Source organism: Mycolicibacterium alvei, assembly GCF_010727325.1.
Taxonomy (GTDB): Bacteria; Actinomycetota; Actinomycetes; order Mycobacteriales; family Mycobacteriaceae; genus Mycobacterium; species Mycobacterium alvei.
Map to the genome: position 1 here is coordinate 1,653,190 of NZ_AP022565.1, position 15,537 is coordinate 1,668,726.

17 protein-coding genes are annotated in these 15,537 nt (G+C 67.2%); 5 read left to right on the forward strand and 12 right to left on the reverse strand.

Translation table 11 applies throughout. The features are described from left to right. Positions 1-60 precede the first annotated feature (60 nt). The 7 genes from G6N44_RS07930 to G6N44_RS29040 are packed head-to-tail and all read right to left on the reverse strand — an operon-like array spanning position 61 to position 5,423. Complete coding sequence (locus G6N44_RS07930; RefSeq protein WP_163669714.1) at positions 61-1,194, reverse strand: THUMP-like domain-containing protein; 1,134 nt, start codon at positions 1,192-1,194, stop codon at positions 61-63. A 26-nt stretch (positions 1,195-1,220) separates the two neighbouring features. Continuing rightward, positions 1,221-2,222, reverse strand: coding sequence for a class I SAM-dependent methyltransferase (locus G6N44_RS07935; protein WP_163662724.1), 1,002 nt, complete (start codon positions 2,220-2,222; stop codon positions 1,221-1,223). A gap of 34 nt (positions 2,223-2,256) precedes the next feature. Beyond that, a complete protein-coding gene (locus G6N44_RS07940; protein ID WP_163662727.1) occupies positions 2,257-2,928 on the reverse strand; it encodes an enoyl-CoA hydratase in 672 nt (223 codons plus the stop codon). After that, the gene (locus tag G6N44_RS07945; RefSeq protein WP_163662730.1) at positions 2,925-3,767 is read right to left on the reverse strand and encodes an NUDIX hydrolase; all 843 of its coding nucleotides are present in this window, start codon (positions 3,765-3,767) and stop codon (positions 2,925-2,927) included. Before G6N44_RS07945 ends, G6N44_RS07940 begins: the two co-directional genes overlap by 4 nt. After that, positions 3,764-4,633 carry an ABC transporter ATP-binding protein gene (locus tag G6N44_RS07950; protein ID WP_163662732.1) on the reverse strand — a complete coding sequence of 290 codons (870 nt, stop codon included), beginning with the start codon at positions 4,631-4,633 and terminating at the stop codon, positions 3,764-3,766. Before G6N44_RS07950 ends, G6N44_RS07945 begins: the two co-directional genes overlap by 4 nt. After that, positions 4,564-5,280: a membrane protein YczE gene (gene yczE, locus G6N44_RS07955; RefSeq protein ID WP_163662734.1), complete on the reverse strand. Its 717-nt coding sequence runs from the start codon at positions 5,278-5,280 to the stop codon at positions 4,564-4,566. Before yczE ends, G6N44_RS07950 begins: the two co-directional genes overlap by 70 nt. Further along, positions 5,277-5,423, reverse strand: coding sequence for a hypothetical protein (locus G6N44_RS29040; protein ID WP_170309385.1), 147 nt, complete (start codon positions 5,421-5,423; stop codon positions 5,277-5,279). The genes yczE and G6N44_RS29040 overlap by 4 nt, the downstream gene beginning before the upstream one ends. A 64-nt stretch (positions 5,424-5,487) precedes the next feature. Here G6N44_RS29040 and yczR point away from each other — a divergent pair, with 64 nt between their 5' ends. Next, a complete protein-coding gene (gene yczR, locus G6N44_RS07960; RefSeq protein ID WP_163662736.1) occupies positions 5,488-6,927 on the forward strand; it encodes a MocR-like transcription factor YczR in 1,440 nt (479 codons plus the stop codon). 10 nt (positions 6,928-6,937) lie between these two features. Here the strand turns inward: yczR and G6N44_RS07965 are convergent, their stop codons facing one another. The 3 genes from G6N44_RS07965 to ctaD are packed head-to-tail and all read right to left on the reverse strand — an operon-like array spanning position 6,938 to position 10,304. Continuing rightward, entirely contained in the window at positions 6,938-7,246 is a 309-nt protein-coding gene (locus G6N44_RS07965; RefSeq protein ID WP_163662738.1) for a hypothetical protein, read from the reverse strand. A gap of 37 nt (positions 7,247-7,283) precedes the next feature. Continuing rightward, positions 7,284-8,534, reverse strand: a complete 1,251-nt coding sequence (gene serB / locus G6N44_RS07970; protein WP_163662740.1) for a phosphoserine phosphatase SerB — start codon at positions 8,532-8,534, stop codon at positions 7,284-7,286. A gap of 42 nt (positions 8,535-8,576) precedes the next feature. After that, complete coding sequence (gene ctaD / locus G6N44_RS07975) at positions 8,577-10,304, reverse strand: aa3-type cytochrome oxidase subunit I (protein ID WP_163662742.1); 1,728 nt, start codon at positions 10,302-10,304, stop codon at positions 8,577-8,579. A gap of 176 nt (positions 10,305-10,480) precedes the next feature. On the opposite strand from ctaD, the gene G6N44_RS07980 reads away from it, so the two are divergent. From G6N44_RS07980 to G6N44_RS07990, 3 genes are all read left to right on the forward strand, one after another. Further along, a complete protein-coding gene (locus tag G6N44_RS07980; protein ID WP_372508112.1) occupies positions 10,481-11,554 on the forward strand; it encodes an iron-siderophore ABC transporter substrate-binding protein in 1,074 nt (357 codons plus the stop codon). Between the two features lie 10 nt (positions 11,555-11,564). Further along, the gene (locus G6N44_RS07985) at positions 11,565-11,840 is read left to right on the forward strand and encodes a YciI family protein (RefSeq protein WP_163662745.1); all 276 of its coding nucleotides are present in this window, start codon (positions 11,565-11,567) and stop codon (positions 11,838-11,840) included. 159 nt (positions 11,841-11,999) lie between these two features. After that, on the forward strand, positions 12,000-13,049 hold the full coding sequence (locus G6N44_RS07990) for an NAD(P)-dependent alcohol dehydrogenase (protein ID WP_163662748.1): 1,050 nt from the start codon (positions 12,000-12,002) through the stop codon (positions 13,047-13,049). Between the two features lie 62 nt (positions 13,050-13,111). Here G6N44_RS07990 and G6N44_RS07995 read toward each other — a convergent pair whose 3' ends face one another. Both G6N44_RS07995 and G6N44_RS08000 read right to left on the reverse strand, forming a co-directional pair. Further along, the gene (locus G6N44_RS07995) at positions 13,112-13,462 is read right to left on the reverse strand and encodes a DUF3349 domain-containing protein (RefSeq protein ID WP_163662751.1); all 351 of its coding nucleotides are present in this window, start codon (positions 13,460-13,462) and stop codon (positions 13,112-13,114) included. A 45-nt stretch (positions 13,463-13,507) separates the two neighbouring features. After that, entirely contained in the window at positions 13,508-14,878 is a 1,371-nt protein-coding gene (locus tag G6N44_RS08000; RefSeq protein WP_163662753.1) for an alpha/beta hydrolase, read from the reverse strand. A gap of 105 nt (positions 14,879-14,983) precedes the next feature. Here G6N44_RS08000 and G6N44_RS08005 point away from each other — a divergent pair, with 105 nt between their 5' ends. Further along, positions 14,984-15,526: a hypothetical protein gene (locus tag G6N44_RS08005; protein WP_235682975.1), complete on the forward strand. Its 543-nt coding sequence runs from the start codon at positions 14,984-14,986 to the stop codon at positions 15,524-15,526. Positions 15,527-15,537: the final 11 nt, after the last annotated feature.

Below are 15,537 nucleotides of genomic sequence, written 5' to 3' on the forward strand. Positions count from 1 at the left end.
CAGGCGATCAACTCACACCGACGGATCCACCGGCGTGTTTGGGACCAGGTTACTTGGCGGTTATCGGGACGGGCGACAAATGAATGCCCTTGCCCGGCTCGCCGCCCCGGAACCGAGCCGGGCGATCACCACCGCCAGGCGTTCGGTGCCGCGCAGCCGCATCCGCGTCCGCAGCGCATCGGGGTCGACGTCCACGCCGCGAATCAGGATCTCCAGTACCCCTACCGACCGCGCGGCCAGCGCGGCCCGAAGCCGGCGTTCCTGAAACTGCAGCTGCTCGAGGACCTCGAAACCTCGTACCCCGGCGGGTAACTCATCACCGGACAGGTAGGCGATGTCCGGGTCGATTTGCCACAAGCCGTGCCGGGCCGCGTAGTGGCGCACCAGTCCGGCGCGCACCACCGCACCGTCGGGATCGACGATCCAGCGACCCGCCTCGGCGACGGGGCAGTCGTCGGGTTCGGCGTCAGTGATCTGTTCGGCGGTTTCCAGCATGCTGGCCCGCCGTCGCACACCGGGTTCGGTCAGACCGGGTGACCACAGGCATGCCTCCCGTACGCTGCCGCCCACCGAGGTCACCTCGATCTCCCCGGTGAACCCCATCTTGGTGAGCTCGCCGAAATCGATTCCCGGTGCGCACTTCACCACCAGATCGCGGCCACCGTAGACGTCCAGGACCGCGTCGAGCGCCGGGGTGTAGGCCCGCGGGTCGAAGCGGCGCCGTCCCCCGGACCGGCGGGCCGGGTCGATCATCACCACCGTGTCCCGGGTTACCGGCACCAGGGCGTCGGCCCGGCACAGGTCCACCCCGTCGGCGTTGTTGGCCGCCATCGCCAACCGGACCGGGTCGAGGTCGCTGCCGACCAGCTGAGCGGTGCAATCACGCAGTGCCACAAGCTCACTGCCGATCGAACAGGTGGCGTCGTGCACCCGCGCCCCGGCCAGTCGGCGGGCACGATGGGCGGCCACCGGTGCGGCCGTGGCCTGTTGCAGCGCCTCGTCGGTGAACAGCCAGCGGTCGGGGTCGTCGAACTTGGCTGCGGCCCGGCGCCTCAGCTGCACGGTCTCCACCAGAACTGCGGCACGGTCACCGAATTGTGTTCGGACAGCAGCGATATCGCCGACCAGGCTGGCTCCGGTGAGGCGGCGCCCGGCCACCTCACCCAGGGCCTGCTCCCCCGCCTCCGACCGCAGGTACGCGACGTCGGCGGGATCGAACGCTACGACGGCTTAACTCCGGTGACCATCACGTTGTAGAACCAGCCCTTGGGGACGACGCGGCGCCACACGTTGGAGTCGACCCAGCTCAACGTGGTCCAGCTGTTGAACGCGAACTTGGCCCAGCCCCAACCCAGGCGCCCCGGCGGCACTGCGGCTTCGAAGGTACGCACCGGCCAGCCGAGCATCGCCGCGGTGAATTCCTCGCTGGCGGTGCGTACTTCTACCGCACCGGCGTTGGCGGCCATCCGCTCCAGATCGGCCGGGTCGAAGGTGTGCAGGTCGACGACGGCCTCCAGGGCCGCGGCGCGGGAGGACTCGTCGAGTTCGGCCTGGGGCCGACGCCAGTTGCTCAGCCACGGCAGCTTGGTCAGCTTGGTGGTGGCGTGCCAGGTCAGGGTGGACAGCTCACGGGCGTACTTGTTGCCCACCGTGGTGGGCTCTCCGGCGAAGACGAAACGGCCGCCGGGCTTGAGCACCCGGACCACCTCGCGCAGCGAGAGTTCGACGTCGGGGATGTGGTGCAGCACGGCGTGCCCGACCACCAGGTCGAAGGTGTTGTCCTCGTACGGGATGCCCTCGGCGTCGGCGACCTTGCCGTCGATGTCCAGGCCCAGTGACTGACCGTTGCGGGTCGCGACCTTCACCATGCCCGGGGACAGGTCGGTGACCGAACCGCGCCGCGCCACCCCGGACTGGACGAGGTTGAGCAGGAAGAACCCGGTACCGCACCCCAACTCAAGGGCCCGGTCGTACGGCAGCTCACGCTGCTCGGCCTCGGGGACGATGGCGTCGAACCGACCGCGGGCATAGTCGATGCACCGCTGGTCGTAGGAGATCGACCACTTCTCGTCGTAGGTTTCGGCTTCCCAGTCGTGGTAGAGCACCTGCGCAAGCTTGCTGTCGTGCATCGCGGCTTCGACCTGTTCGGCCGTGGCGTGCGGATTAGGAGTCGGCATACCGGCAAAATCGGCGTCGGTGCCGGAATCCTTGATGTCAGTCATGCAGGGCAGCCTAACGGCCCGGGTCGGGTCGGCGTCAGGGCCGGTCCACCACTTTGTCGACGGCGGCCTTCGCCGCGGCCAACACGTCCACCGGGTGGTCGACGAATCGCCGTGCCCAGGCCAGTGCCTCGTCGTAGACGTGGTCGGGTGCCACCATCTGGTCGATCAGACCGAGCTCCAGGGCTTCCTCGGCGCCGACGAAGCGTCCGCTGAACACCAGTTCCTTGGCCTTGCTGGCGCCGATGGTCTGGGCCAGCCGGGCTGCACCGCCGGCTCGGGGCGCCAGGCCGGCCAGGATCTCGGTGGCTCCGAACTTGACGTTGTCGCCGCTGACCCGCCAATCGGCGGCCATCGCCAGGGTCATCCCGCTGCCCAGTGCGTAGCCGGTGATCGCGGCGACGGTGGGTTTGGGGATGGCAGCCACGGCTTCGACGCATCGGCGCAATGCCGTGTCCGCGGCAGCGGCCTCGGCGGCGTTCAGCGTGCGCAGCTCGGGTACGTCGTCGCCGGCGCAGAAGATCTCATGACCGCCGAACAGGATCACCACGGAGATGTCGGTGCGTTCACCGAGCTCGTGGGCGGCCGCCACGATCTCGCGGTACATCTGCCGGGTCAGGGCGTTGGTCGGGGGCCGCGACAGCATCAGGGTGCCGACGCCGTCCTGTTCCGGCGTCGCCCCGGTGATCACGCTGATGAACTCGCTCACTGGCTGGTATCCCCCGCAGCGCCGCCCCGGCCCAGTGGCGCCCGGTGGTTCCGGGCCGCGTTGTAGCGGCCGCTGTCGAAGAACTCGATCTGCCAGCTGCCTTCGCCCAGGGAGAGGTTGGGTTCGGTGGCCACGATCTTGCGTTCGGTGGCCAGTACATCGGCGACGGAACGACCGCTGAGGGAGTTGAGCTGGGTCCAGGTCGGCGGCAGCAGGAACGAATTGCCCTGTTCGAAGTCGTCGAGGCCGGCCTGCGGGGTACTCCAGAAGGCGCGGTCGGTTTCGGTGTTGTCGCCGTCGGCCCGCTGTCCCTCGGGCAGGGCGCCCACTAAGAAGAAGGTGTCGTAACGGCGGGTGCGTTCTTCCTTGGGGGTGATCCAGTTGTCCCACGGCCGCAGCAGGTCAGCGCGCAGCACCAGCTTCTCGTCGCGCAGGAAGTCGGCGAACGAGAGCGAGTGGTTGGCCAGAGCGGCACGCGCTTCGCCGTAGACGGACGCGTCGGACACGATCCCGTCGGGATCGCTGGCAGGTCCGGCGAACAGGACCCCGGATTCCTCGAACGTCTCGCGGGCCGCGGCGCACACCAGCGCCTCGGCCAGCCCGGTGTCCACACCGAGCCGCTGTGCCCACCAGTCCGGTTCCGGACCGAACCAGGCGATGTCGGCGTTGCGGTCACGCTCGTCGACTCCGCCGCCGGGGAACACCATCACGCCGGCCACGAACTCCATCGCCGCGTGCCTGCGCATCATGAAGACTTCGATCGCTTCGGCGGCGTCCCGGACCAGCATCACCGTGGCCGCCGGACGCGGCACCAGTGGATCGTCGCTAGGGGTACTCATTCACGCCTCCTATGAGCCGCACGGCTCCTGGTTCGCCGGGCGAAGTAGCGCCCGTCGATCACATCCAGGGCGATCGACTGACCGAACGCCTTGGACAGGTTCTCCGCAGTCAACACCTCGGTCAGCAGACCCGAGGCAACCGCCTGGCCCTCCGACAGGATCAGCGCGTGGCTGAAACCCACCGGAATCTCCTCGACATGATGGGTGACCAGCACCATGGCCGGCGAGTCGGGGTCGGCAGCCAGATCGGTCAACCGCGCCACCAGGTCTTCCCGGCCGCCCAGGTCGAGCCCGGCCGCGGGTTCGTCGAGCAGCAGCAGTTCGGGGTCGGTCATCAGCGAGCGGGCGATCAGGACCCGTTTGCGTTCACCTTCGGACAGGGTCCCGTATACCCGTTCGGCGAGATGTTCGGCGCCGACGCTTTCCAGCATGTCGATGGCCTGGACGTAGTCGACGTCCTCGTAATCCTCACGCCAACGGCCCAGCACGGCGTAGCCGGCCGATACCACCAGGTCGCGCACCACCTCGTCGTCGGGGATCCGCTGTGACAGCGCCGAGCTGCTCAGTCCGACCCGGGCCCGCAACTCGGACATGTCGGTGCGGCCCAGGCGTTCACCGAGCACGTACGCGGTGCCCGACGAAGGATGTTCGGTGGCGGCCGCGATCCGCAGCAGCGAGGTCTTGCCTGCACCGTTGGGACCGATCACCACCCAGCGCTCGTCGAGCTCGACGGTCCACGTGATGGGCCCGACGAGGGTGTTGCCGCCTCGCTGCAGGCTCACCCTCGCGAAGTCGATCAACAGGTCGGGGTCGGTTCCGTCTGAGTCATCGCTGGTTGTCGAGTCGGTGAGTTCCCCTGCGGCCACTCGCTCATCGTAGTGACCGGTTCCCGTTCCGCCCGGGCACGTCCGTCGCTGAAATCGTGGAACAACAATGAGCGTGGCGTCAGCCGCAGGAACAGCTGCACGAGCGGCCCGATCCCGAAGGCGTAGACGAGGGTGCCGATCCCGACGGTGCCGCCCAACAACGCACCGACGGCCAGCACGGTCGCCTCAATTCCGGTACGCACCAGCCGCACCGACACTCCGGTGCGGGCCACCAAGCCGGTCATCAGGCCGTCCCGGGGTCCGGGGCCCAGGCCGGCGCCGATGTAGAGCACGGTGCTGATGGCGTTGAGCACCACGGCACCGATCAACATTGCGATGCGCACCGGTAACGCCGACGGCGCCGGAAGGACCGCCAGCGTGGCATCCACCGTGACGGCGATGACGATGACGTTGGCGACGGTCCCGATTCCGGGCCGGTTGCGCAGCGGAATCCAGGCCAGCAGGACGACGACGCCGACGACGGCCGACGCCATCCCGAGTGACAGCGGGGTATGCCGGGTGAGGCCCTGATGGAAGACGTCCCACGGATCGAGTCCGAGCCCGGCACGCACCATCATCGCCATCGACACGCCGTAGCCGCACAAGCCGATGAGGAGCAGCGCGCCGCGTTGGAAGGGGGCCCTCATGCGTGGTCGGGGAATCGGACGCGGATCGCGTCGAGCTCGCGGCGCACCCGGCGGGCATCCACATCACGCTCCCCGGCACGGTTTCCCGGGGCAAAGGCGTGGCGGTACTTGCCTGCCAGTCGAGATAGCCATGTTGTTCGCATAGGTCCCTTTGTAGGTCGATCTGGATTGCACTTCAATATCCAGTTGGCCCATACTGGCCTTATTATGTCGACGGATATGGCCGCTCGCACCCTCGATGTGGACCTTCTGGCCCGCGAACTCGGCAACTGGCGCACTTCGAACCAAAGTGGCCCCGCCTACCTCGGGCTGGCCGACGCCATCCGACTGCTGATCGTGGACGGTCGCGTCCCGGTCGGTTCACGCATTCCCAGCGAACGCGCGCTGGCCGACTCGCTACGGGTGTCACGCACCACGGTCACGGCGGCGTTCACCCAACTGCGCGACGACGGCTACCTGCACGCCCGCCGCGGAGCGCGCAGCATCGCCGCCCTGCCCGCCGCCGGCCACGTCCCGTCCGGCACCACCGCACCGACGGTCAGCCTGGCCGCCGCGGCACTGTCCGCGCCCGGAACGGCTGTACTGGAAGCCTTCGCCGAGGCCGCACGAGATATCGCGCCCTATCTGCGCGAGCCGGGTCACGAACTGATGGGTGTCGGCCCCCTGCGTGCGGCCATCGCCGAAAGGTATTGCAGCAGAGGTCTCCCCACCGATCCGAGCCAGATCATGGTGACCAGCGGCGCCCAGCACGCCATCGGATTGATCCTGGCCAGCCACACCCAGCCCGGCGACCGGGTTCTCGTCGAGCAACCCACGTATCACGGTGCGCTGGCGGCGATCTCGACTGCCGGGGCACGGCCGGTTCCGGTCGCACTCACCGAGGACGGCTGGGAACTCGACGCGGTACATGCCGCGCTGCGACAGCTCGCGCCGAGCCTGGCCTACCTGGTTCCCGACAGCCACAACCCGACCGGATTCACCATGCCCACCGCAGAGCGAAAGCGGTTGGGGCAGATCATTTCCGACACCCGAACCCGTACGATCGTCGATGAATCGATAGCCGACATGTGGATCGACGAGGCGCCGCCCGAACCGTTGGCCGCCTCGGTCCCCCGCAATGATCTGGTGCTGACCATCGGCTCGATGTCGAAATCGTTCTGGGGTGGGCTGCGGGTCGGCTGGATCCGCGCCGAGCGCGGCACACTGGCCACCATCGCGGCGATCCGTCCTTCGGTGGACCTCGGCACCCCGATCCTCGAACAACTCGCCGCGGCGAAACTCCTCGCGATGCGGACGGACGTACTGCCGGAGAGGCGTGAAATCCTGCGGGTCCGCCGGGAGTTCCTGGTGGCACTGCTGGCCCGAGAGCTTCCGGACTGGCAGCCCGGGCACGGCCGCGGCGGAATGTCGTTGTGGGTGAAGTTGCCCGCACCGATGAGTACGGCATTGTCGGCCGCCGCGATGCGGCTGGGTCTGGACGTGCCCGCCGGGCCGCGGTTCGGGGTGGACGGCACGCTGGAGCGGTTCATCCGGCTGCCTTATGCGCTGCCGGAACCGGAGCTCGAAGAGGCGGTGCGACTGTTGTCCCGTGCCTGGCACAGCATCACCGGCACGCTCAGTGCGGCACCTCAGACGCTGGTGGTCTGAGCCGCGGGCGCTACGGCTGCTGTGACATCGCGTAACAGGTGGCGTAATGCTCGATGGTGCACGGAATTCCGTTCACCGTCGGCAACTGGCCGGGCCGGCTCTGGATATTCGCGTCACCGGTGCCGGGCGCCATCACCGGCGGCGCCACCGCGCCCATCCCGCCGCCGGACGAACCGGCCACGCATACACCGTCGAACTTGGTCGCCTTGGTGCCCGACGGGCACCGCTTGGCCTCGGCAGGTGCCGCGACCGACAACTGCCCCAGGACGGCAGCAACGGCGAACACACCGACCACGACCGTGTTCTTCAGGCTCGCCATGCCCCCCACCCTACGTCAGGGGTGCCCCGGCGCGGAGTCAGTCCTCGGGGATCTCGACGCGGCGCAACACGCCGTCTTGGGCATCAGCGGCCTCGATCTCGCCGCGGGTGACGCCGAGGATGAACAGCACGGTGTCCAGATAGGGGTAGCTCAACGACGCGTCGGCGACCTCACGCAACGCGGGTTTGGCATTGAAGGCGACGCCGAGGCCGGCGGCCGCCAGCATGTCGATGTCGTTGGCCCCGTCTCCGACGGCCACGGTCTGTTCCATGGGTACGCCGACCTGCTGGGCGAAATCGCGCAGCGCCTTGGCTTTTCCTGGGCGGTCGATGACCTGGCCGATGACCCGCCCGGTCAGCTTGCCGTCGATGACCTCCAGTTCGTTGGCGGCCACGTAGTCCAGCATGAGTTCGTGGGCGAGCGGTTCGATGACCTGACGAAAACCGCCTGACACCACGCCGCAGTGGAAACCGAGTCGCCGCAACGTCCGGATGGTGGTCCGGGCGCCCGGTGTCAGCTCGACCTGCTCGGCGACATCGTCGAGTACCGAGGCGGGCAGGCCGGCCAGGGTCGCCACCCGACGGTGCAGGGATTCGGCGAAATCGAGTTCGCCGCGCATCGCGGCTTCGGTGACGGCGGCCACCTGGGCTTCCATGCCGGCCCGGGCGGCCAGCATCTCGATGACCTCACCCTGGATCAGGGTGGAATCGACGTCGAAGACGATGAGTCGCTTGGCCCGACGGGAAAGGCTGTAATCCTCGAGCGCGATGTCGACACTTTCGTCGACCGCCACCTGCGCCAACGCGGATTGGAGTCGGCTGTAGACCGTGCCGTCGGGGCCCGTCGGCACCGACACCCGCAACTCCAGGCCGGTCACCGGGTAGTCGGACACCCCGCGGATCGTGTCGATGTTGACACCCAGACCCGCCACCGCGCGGGCCACCACGCTGAAGGCCTCGGCGGTGATCGGACGGCCCAGCACCACGATCGTGTGGGTCGACGGCTCGCGCATGACCGGCATGTCGTCGCTGCGCTCGATCGTCACGTCCAGGCCGAGGCGGTGAATCGCTGCCTCGACGTCACTGCGCAGCGCGTCGGCCACCGATTCGACCGGTGCCGCGACCAGCACACCCAGGGTGAGCCGGCCGCGGACCACGACCTGTTCGACGTTGCGCAGTGCCACCCGATGGCGGGCGAGCACCTCGAACAATGCCGAGGTGACGCCGGGCCGATCGACTCCGGTGACGGTGATCAGTACCGACGAGTGCTCGCGTGGAGCACCGGTCATCGAATCACCGTCGACGTGCTCGTCCCCGGATGCTGCCACCCGTCAGCTGGAGCTGTCCGCAGACTCGAGCTCTGGGTGATGCGTGCGGCCCACGTGGGCCTCGGCACGCATCCGCTCGACCATGTGCGGGTAGTGCAGCTCGAACGCCGGGCGTTCCGAACGGATCCGGGGCAGCTCGGTGAAGTTGTGCCGCGGGGGCGGGCAAGAGGTCGCCCACTCCAGCGAGTTGCCGTAACCCCAGGGATCATCGACCGTCACCGGTTCGCCGTAGCGCCAGCTCTTGAACACGTTCCACACGAACGGCAGCGTCGAGATGCCGAGGATGAAGGCACCGATCGTCGAGACCACGTTGAGTGTGGTGAAGCCGTCGGACGGCAGGTAGTCGGCGTAGCGACGCGGCATGCCCTCGTCACCGACCCAGTGCTGCACCAGGAAGGTGGTGTGGAAGCCGATGAAGGTCAGCCAGAAGTGCAGCTTGCCCAGGCGTTCGTCGAGCAGACGTCCGGTCATCTTCGGGAACCAGAAGTAGATGCCCGCGTAGGTGGCGAACACGATGGTGCCGAAGAGCACGTAGTGGAAGTGCGCGATGACGAAGTAGCTGTCGGTGACGTGGAAGTCGATCGGCGGGCTGGCCAGCAGCACGCCGGACAGGCCACCCAGCAGGAAGGTGATCAGGAAGCCGACCGAGAACAGCATCGGCGTCTCGAATGTCAGCTGGCCCTTCCACATCGTGCCGATCCAGTTGAAGAACTTGATGCCGGTCGGGACCGCGATCAGGAACGTCATGAAGGAGAAGAAGGGAAGCAGTACCGCACCCGTCGCGTACATGTGGTGCGCCCACACCGCGATCGACAGGGCCGCGATGCTGATGGTGGCGTAGATCAGGGTGGTGTAACCGAAGATCGGCTTGCGGCTGAACACCGGGAAGATCTCGGACACGATGCCGAAGAACGGCAGCGCGATGATGTACACCTCGGGGTGCCCGAAGAACCAGAACAGGTGCTGCCACAACAGGACACCGCCGTTGGCCGGGTCGTAGATGTGAGCGCCCAGGTGGCGGTCGGCGGCCAGGCCCAACAGTGCGGCGGTCAGGATCGGGAACGCGATCAGCACCAGGATCGAGGTCACCAGGATGTTCCAGGTGAACACCGGCATCCGGAACATCGTCATGCCGGGTGCACGCATGCAGACCACGGTCGTGATCATGTTGACGCCACCGAGGATGGTGCCCAGACCACCGACGGCCAGACCCAGGATCCACAGGTCACCACCGGCACCGGGTGAGTGGATGGCGTCGGTCAGCGGCGAGTAGGCCGTCCAACCGAAGTCCGCGGCACCACCGGGGGTGATGAAGCCACCCATGGCGATCAGCGCACCGAACAGGAACAGCCAGAACGACAGGGCGTTCAGCCGCGGGAACGCCACGTCGGGCGCACCGATCTGCAGCGGCAGCACCAGGTTGGCGAACCCGAACACGATCGGGGTGGCGTAGAACAGCAGCATCACCGTGCCGTGCATGGTGAACAGCTGGTTGAACTGCTCATTGCTCAGGAATTGCAACCCGGGCATCGCCAGTTCCGTACGCATGAACAGTGCCATCAGACCGCCGATGAAGAAGAAGGCGAAGCAGACGACGCAGTACATGATGCCGATCAGCTTGTGATCGGTCGTCGTGATGAGCTTGTAGATCAGGTTGCCCTTGGGGCCCATCCGTTCCGGAAAAGGACGACGTGCCTCGAGTTCTCCGATTGGGGGCGCTTCGGCTACCAAGAGATCCTCCAAAGATTCGTCGGGAAATCCCGCATATCGACCTGAATCCTAACGCTCCCGAAGCCTCGCGCGCCCCTGGGTCCTACAAACTGTCGTACTGAGTCGCGCCGCGGCGGCGCAATTTGCGACAGCGAGGCCCTGACCAGCGGCAAAGCCGTGAATGTTACGGTCGGCCGGTGCTGATGAACCGACCCCGAGCCGCAGCCGCGGTGATCGCCGCGGCCGCGACACTCGCCAGTGGATGCGGCTCGGCGGAGCAGACGCCGCAGTCGCAAACGTCGATCTCGACCAGCGTCACCAAGATCGCCGATTCGGGCGTGTTGGGCAATCAGCGCAAGCCCGACGAATCCTGCGCGGCAGAGCCGGCGGCCGTCGATCAGTCGGCGCGGGAGGTCGGCAACGCACGCGCCGACGGTGCCGACATTCCGGAGTCCACCGAGGTACGCGGCGACCCCGAGCGCATCGTCGCACTGTCCGGTGACCAACTGGACGCGTTATGTGCGCTGGGTCTGCAGTCCCGGATCGTCGCGGCCGCACTGGCCGACGGATCGTCCGAGCAACCCTCCTATCTGGGCGCCGTCGTGCACGGTGTCGCTCCGGCAGGCAGTCGGGGTGCGCCGGACCTGGAGGCCGTCAAGGCCGCCGACCCGGAATTGATTCTGGGTTCGGCAGCGCTCACCCCGGCGTCCTTCGGCGCGCTGTCGGCGATCGCCCCGACGGTGTTCACCGGCACGCCCGGCGCCGCCTGGCGTGACACGTTGCGCGCGGTGGGTGCGGCGACCGGTCGCGCCGACGCCGCCGCCGACCTGATCGCGAAGTTCGACGACGCCGCGGCCGACACCGGTGCGCAGAACGACGCCCCGCACTTCCAGGCTTCGGTGGTACAGCTGACCGAGGACAGCGTCCGGGTGTACGGAGCCGACACCTTCCCCGGCAACGTGCTCGCCGCGGTGGGATTGGATCGCCCTGCCACGCAACGGTTTACCGACAAACCCTACGAGGAGCTCGGCACCACCGATGCTGATTACCGCAGCGCCGACGCCGACATCGTCTACGTCTCGTTCGCGTCTGCAGCCGCCCGGGACAACGCACCCAAGATCCTGCAGAGCCCGGCCTGGCGGGCGCTGTCGGCAGCCAAGGACAACCGGGTGTTCGTGGTGAACAACGAGGTCTGGCAGACCGGGCAGAACATCGTGGCCGCCCGTGGCATTCTCGACGACCTGCGCTGGGTGAACGCCCCGATCAACTAACCTCACGAACGTGTTCCACGTCCTCACCACGACTTACACCCAGCCCATCGATGTCGTCGACCAGACCCGTCCCGCCCACGTGGCCTGGCTCAAGGAGGAAGTGGCCGCGGGCCGCATCCTGTTGGCCGGACGTCTGGAGACGGCGACCGGCGCGGTGCTCGTCACCGGAGACCTCAGCGAGGAAGAGGTCGAGGATGTGATTGCCCGCGATCCCTACACCGTGGCCGGGCTCATCCGCTGTGAGCGCACCTCCTTCAACGGGTCGGTCCGCGCACCCGGGCTCTGACCCCGGCCCGGCTCGATCCGGGATACATGTCACAGGCGGTAGCGGGATTACCGCTGCCGCCTGCATCGTTGCACGTTGCGGACTGCCGTCACAGGCAGTGATCGGTTAACCGGACTAATCTTTCCGGGATACACAAGACGACGAGCAAAGAGGGCTTTGATGAGCACTGTTTATGCCTATGCCGCCAACTCGGCGACCGAGCCGCTGGCGAAGACGACCATCACCCGCCGCGAGGTAGGGCCGCACGACGTGGCCTTCGACATTCACTTCGCCGGCATCTGCCATTCCGACATCCACACCGTGAAGGCCGAGTGGGGTACCCCGAACTACCCCGTCGTGGCCGGCCATGAGATCGCCGGCGTCGTCACCGCGGTCGGTTCCGAGGTCACCAAGCACAAGGTCGGCGACCACGTCGGGGTCGGCTGTTTCGTCGACTCCTGCCGCGAATGCGACAACTGCAAGGCCGGGCTGCAGCAGTACTGCACCGGCGGCGGCATGATCGCCACCTACAACTCGACCGAGCGGGACGGCACCCCGACCTACGGCGGCTACAGCGGCGCGATCGTCGTCGACGAGAACTATGTCCTGCGCATCCCCGACAGCATCCCGCTGGACAAGGCCGCTCCCCTGCTGTGCGCCGGTGTCACCCTGTTCTCGCCGCTGCGCCACTGGAACGCCGGACCGGGCAAGAACGTGGCCGTCATCGGTCTCGGCGGCCTCGGCCACATGGGCGTCAAGCTGGCCCACGCGATGGGCGCGCACGTCACCGTGCTGTCGCAGTCGCTGAAGAAGATGGAAGACGGCCTGCGGCTGGGCGCCGACGAGTACTACGCGACCAGCGACCCGGAGACGTTCAGCACGTTGCGGGGCCGCTTCGACCTGATCCTCAACACCGTGTCGGCCAATCTCGATCTCGGCGCCTACCTGGGCCTGCTGAAGATGGACGGCACGCTGGTGGAACTCGGCGCACCGGAGAAGCCACTGGTGGTGCCGTTCTTCCCGCTCGGCGCCATGCGTCGCAGCCTGTCCGGTTCGATGATCGGCGGCATCCCCGAGACCCAGGAGATGCTCGATTTCTGCGCCGAGCACGACGTGACTCCCGAGATCGAGGTCATCCAGCCGGATTACATCAACGAGGCCTACGAGCGCGTGCTGGCCAGTGACGTGCGGTACCGCTTCGTGATCGACACGGCGTCACTGCGCGGCTGACACACCCCGTCAACGCCGAGGATTGCTGCTCAATAGTGGCTGCAATTTTCGGTGTTGACGCGTTATTGGCCTTCTGAGTCGGGGCCGGCGTCGGCTTCCAGGTCGACGCCGGCCAACGGCCAACCCCCGGCGGCCAGTTTGGCCGCCACCCGCTGAACGTTCTCCGGGCCGGCGTCGTGCTCGGTGACTTCGGCGATGAATTCCGCGATGTCGTCGCGCTCGATCGGATCGTCGACGTCGGCAGGCGCTGAAGCCTCGGCGATGTTGCGTACGATCTCGGCCACCTGCGCCTCGGTGAGCGGGGTGGACCGCAACAGGGCGAGCAGCGGCACCCGATCGGTACCCGGCACCCCTTCCGGATAGCCGGCCCGCAGCCAGTTCAGGACCGAGATCAGCAACGACTTGGTTGACACACCACGAGTTTCCCGCCGAGCAGACGTGAAAGCACCCGGAATTCCCTAACTCGGGGCGGCCTGGACATTCGTCGGCGGCTCCAGCGTCGAAACCGGCAGCGCGGTCTTATCCACGCCGGGGGTGTTGAGTTGGCCGGCCAGCCACGGCAGGGCGATGCCGAAAGCGTTGGCGGCGAAGGCCCAGTCATGGCGGCCAGGAGCCGTCTGCACCGAGCACGTGATCGCTTCGGCGCGGGCCGCGTCGCACAGCGTGGTCGCAGCGACATCTTGAGCCTCTGGGTTGGCCGCCGGGTCATGTGTGACACCACCGCGGTGCGGCACCTCGAACCACGCCGTCACGTCGGAGTACGGTCCGTGCCGTCGCATGATGGTGACCGGATCGTATGCCGCCCAGGCGTCGGCATCCCCACCGAACAGACGGCTGATCGTCTGCGCCTTGTCCCCCGCGTTCGGGCGAAGGTCACCGGCGATGTCGATGAACGACCGGAACATGTCGGGATGCATCACCGTGAGGTCCACTGCGCAGGTGCCGCCCATCGACCAGCCCGCAATCCCCCAACCCTCACGATCAGAACGCACGCCGAAGTTCGAGATCAAGTATGGGACCACATCTTTGGTCAGATGGTCTGCGGCGTTGCCTCGGATTCCGTTGACGCACTCGGTGTCGTTGGTGAATGAGCCGGTGGCGTCGACGAACACGAAAACCGGGGCGTTGCCGCCGTGCGCCGCGGCGAACCCGTCCAGGATGCCCAGCACGTTGCCGGCGCGCAGCCAGTCGGCCGGGGTATTCAGTTGCGATCCGATCATCATGACCGCAGGCAACTCCGGCGGCGGGGTGCTCGCGAACCACGCCGGCGGAAGGTAGACGAGTTCACCGCGGTGGCTGAACCCGGACGCCTGCGAGTCGATGGTCACCGGCACCAGCACGCCGCTCGGCGGCCGGAAGTGCGCCAGCTGCATCTTCGTGACGGTCAACCGATCCGTCTGCCCCGGCAGTGGACTCGAGGTGAGCTGCTTCCACATGGCATCCATGGTCGGGAAATACCCGACCCACATGTTGAGCGTCAGTCCACAGGCCAACGCGCAGACCCCGATCGCGGCGACCGACGCGGTGCGGCGCCACCATCGCGCACTCACCCACCCCACCATGGCGACCCCACCCGCCAAGGCGGTCAGCGCGATCCAGATCCACAACTCCGGCGGTCCGGCGTTTCCGGCCACCCCGATCGAGTCGATGTACCAGTAGGCCACACCCGCCAAGGCGGCCGCCGAAACCACCAGCACCGGCAACAATCGGCTGCGCCAACGCGACGAACGCCAGCCCACGGCGGCCCCCAGCAGCAGTGCCGCGATCAGCTGGACGACTACCGGAAACCAGCCGTGGATCAGCGAGATCTGCGAAATGAGCTGGTGCATCGCTTCTTTTGATATCAGTGTCAGCTGTCAGCTAACTGAATGGTTACTGAGTGCGCGCGCACGGACAGATACCACGAGCCAGAGGCCAGCGCCTAAGCTGGCATGATGCGCATGAAAATCCTGGTGGCCCTGGTGGGCGCCGTGGTCGGCGCGAGCGCCGGCGTCCCAGGTACGGCCGCGGGCGACCCTACGCCACCACCTCCCCCACCGGCACTCGATCTCAACGCGCTGACGGCGGTGAAGCCCTCGGACTTCGCCATGCGCAATGGGGAGTTCTACGCATTCGCGGTGCCAGGCGATATTGCCTGCGCCATCAGCCGCGGGTCGGGTAGATACGGCTGCAGCGGCCCACTGCCCGCAGCACCGGAGGGGGCCAACATGGTCACCGGCGCTCAGCAGGGGCTGCCGACGTTCGTCAGCGACAACCGGTCGCTGTTCGACTTCGACGGGCTGCCCAACCGGTTGCTGCCCGGATCGCGTATCAGTTTCCGCAACGTGACCTGTGGAACCGACGGCACAGTGACGTTGTGCAGCAACTCCTTTGACGGGGCCGGGTTCGTCCTCAGCCCGGGTGGCAGTTATGTCCTCGATGTAAACAACCCGCTGCTGCTCAATACCGGTGAAGGGCACAACCCGTACTTCAACTGAGAGGCCAGGGA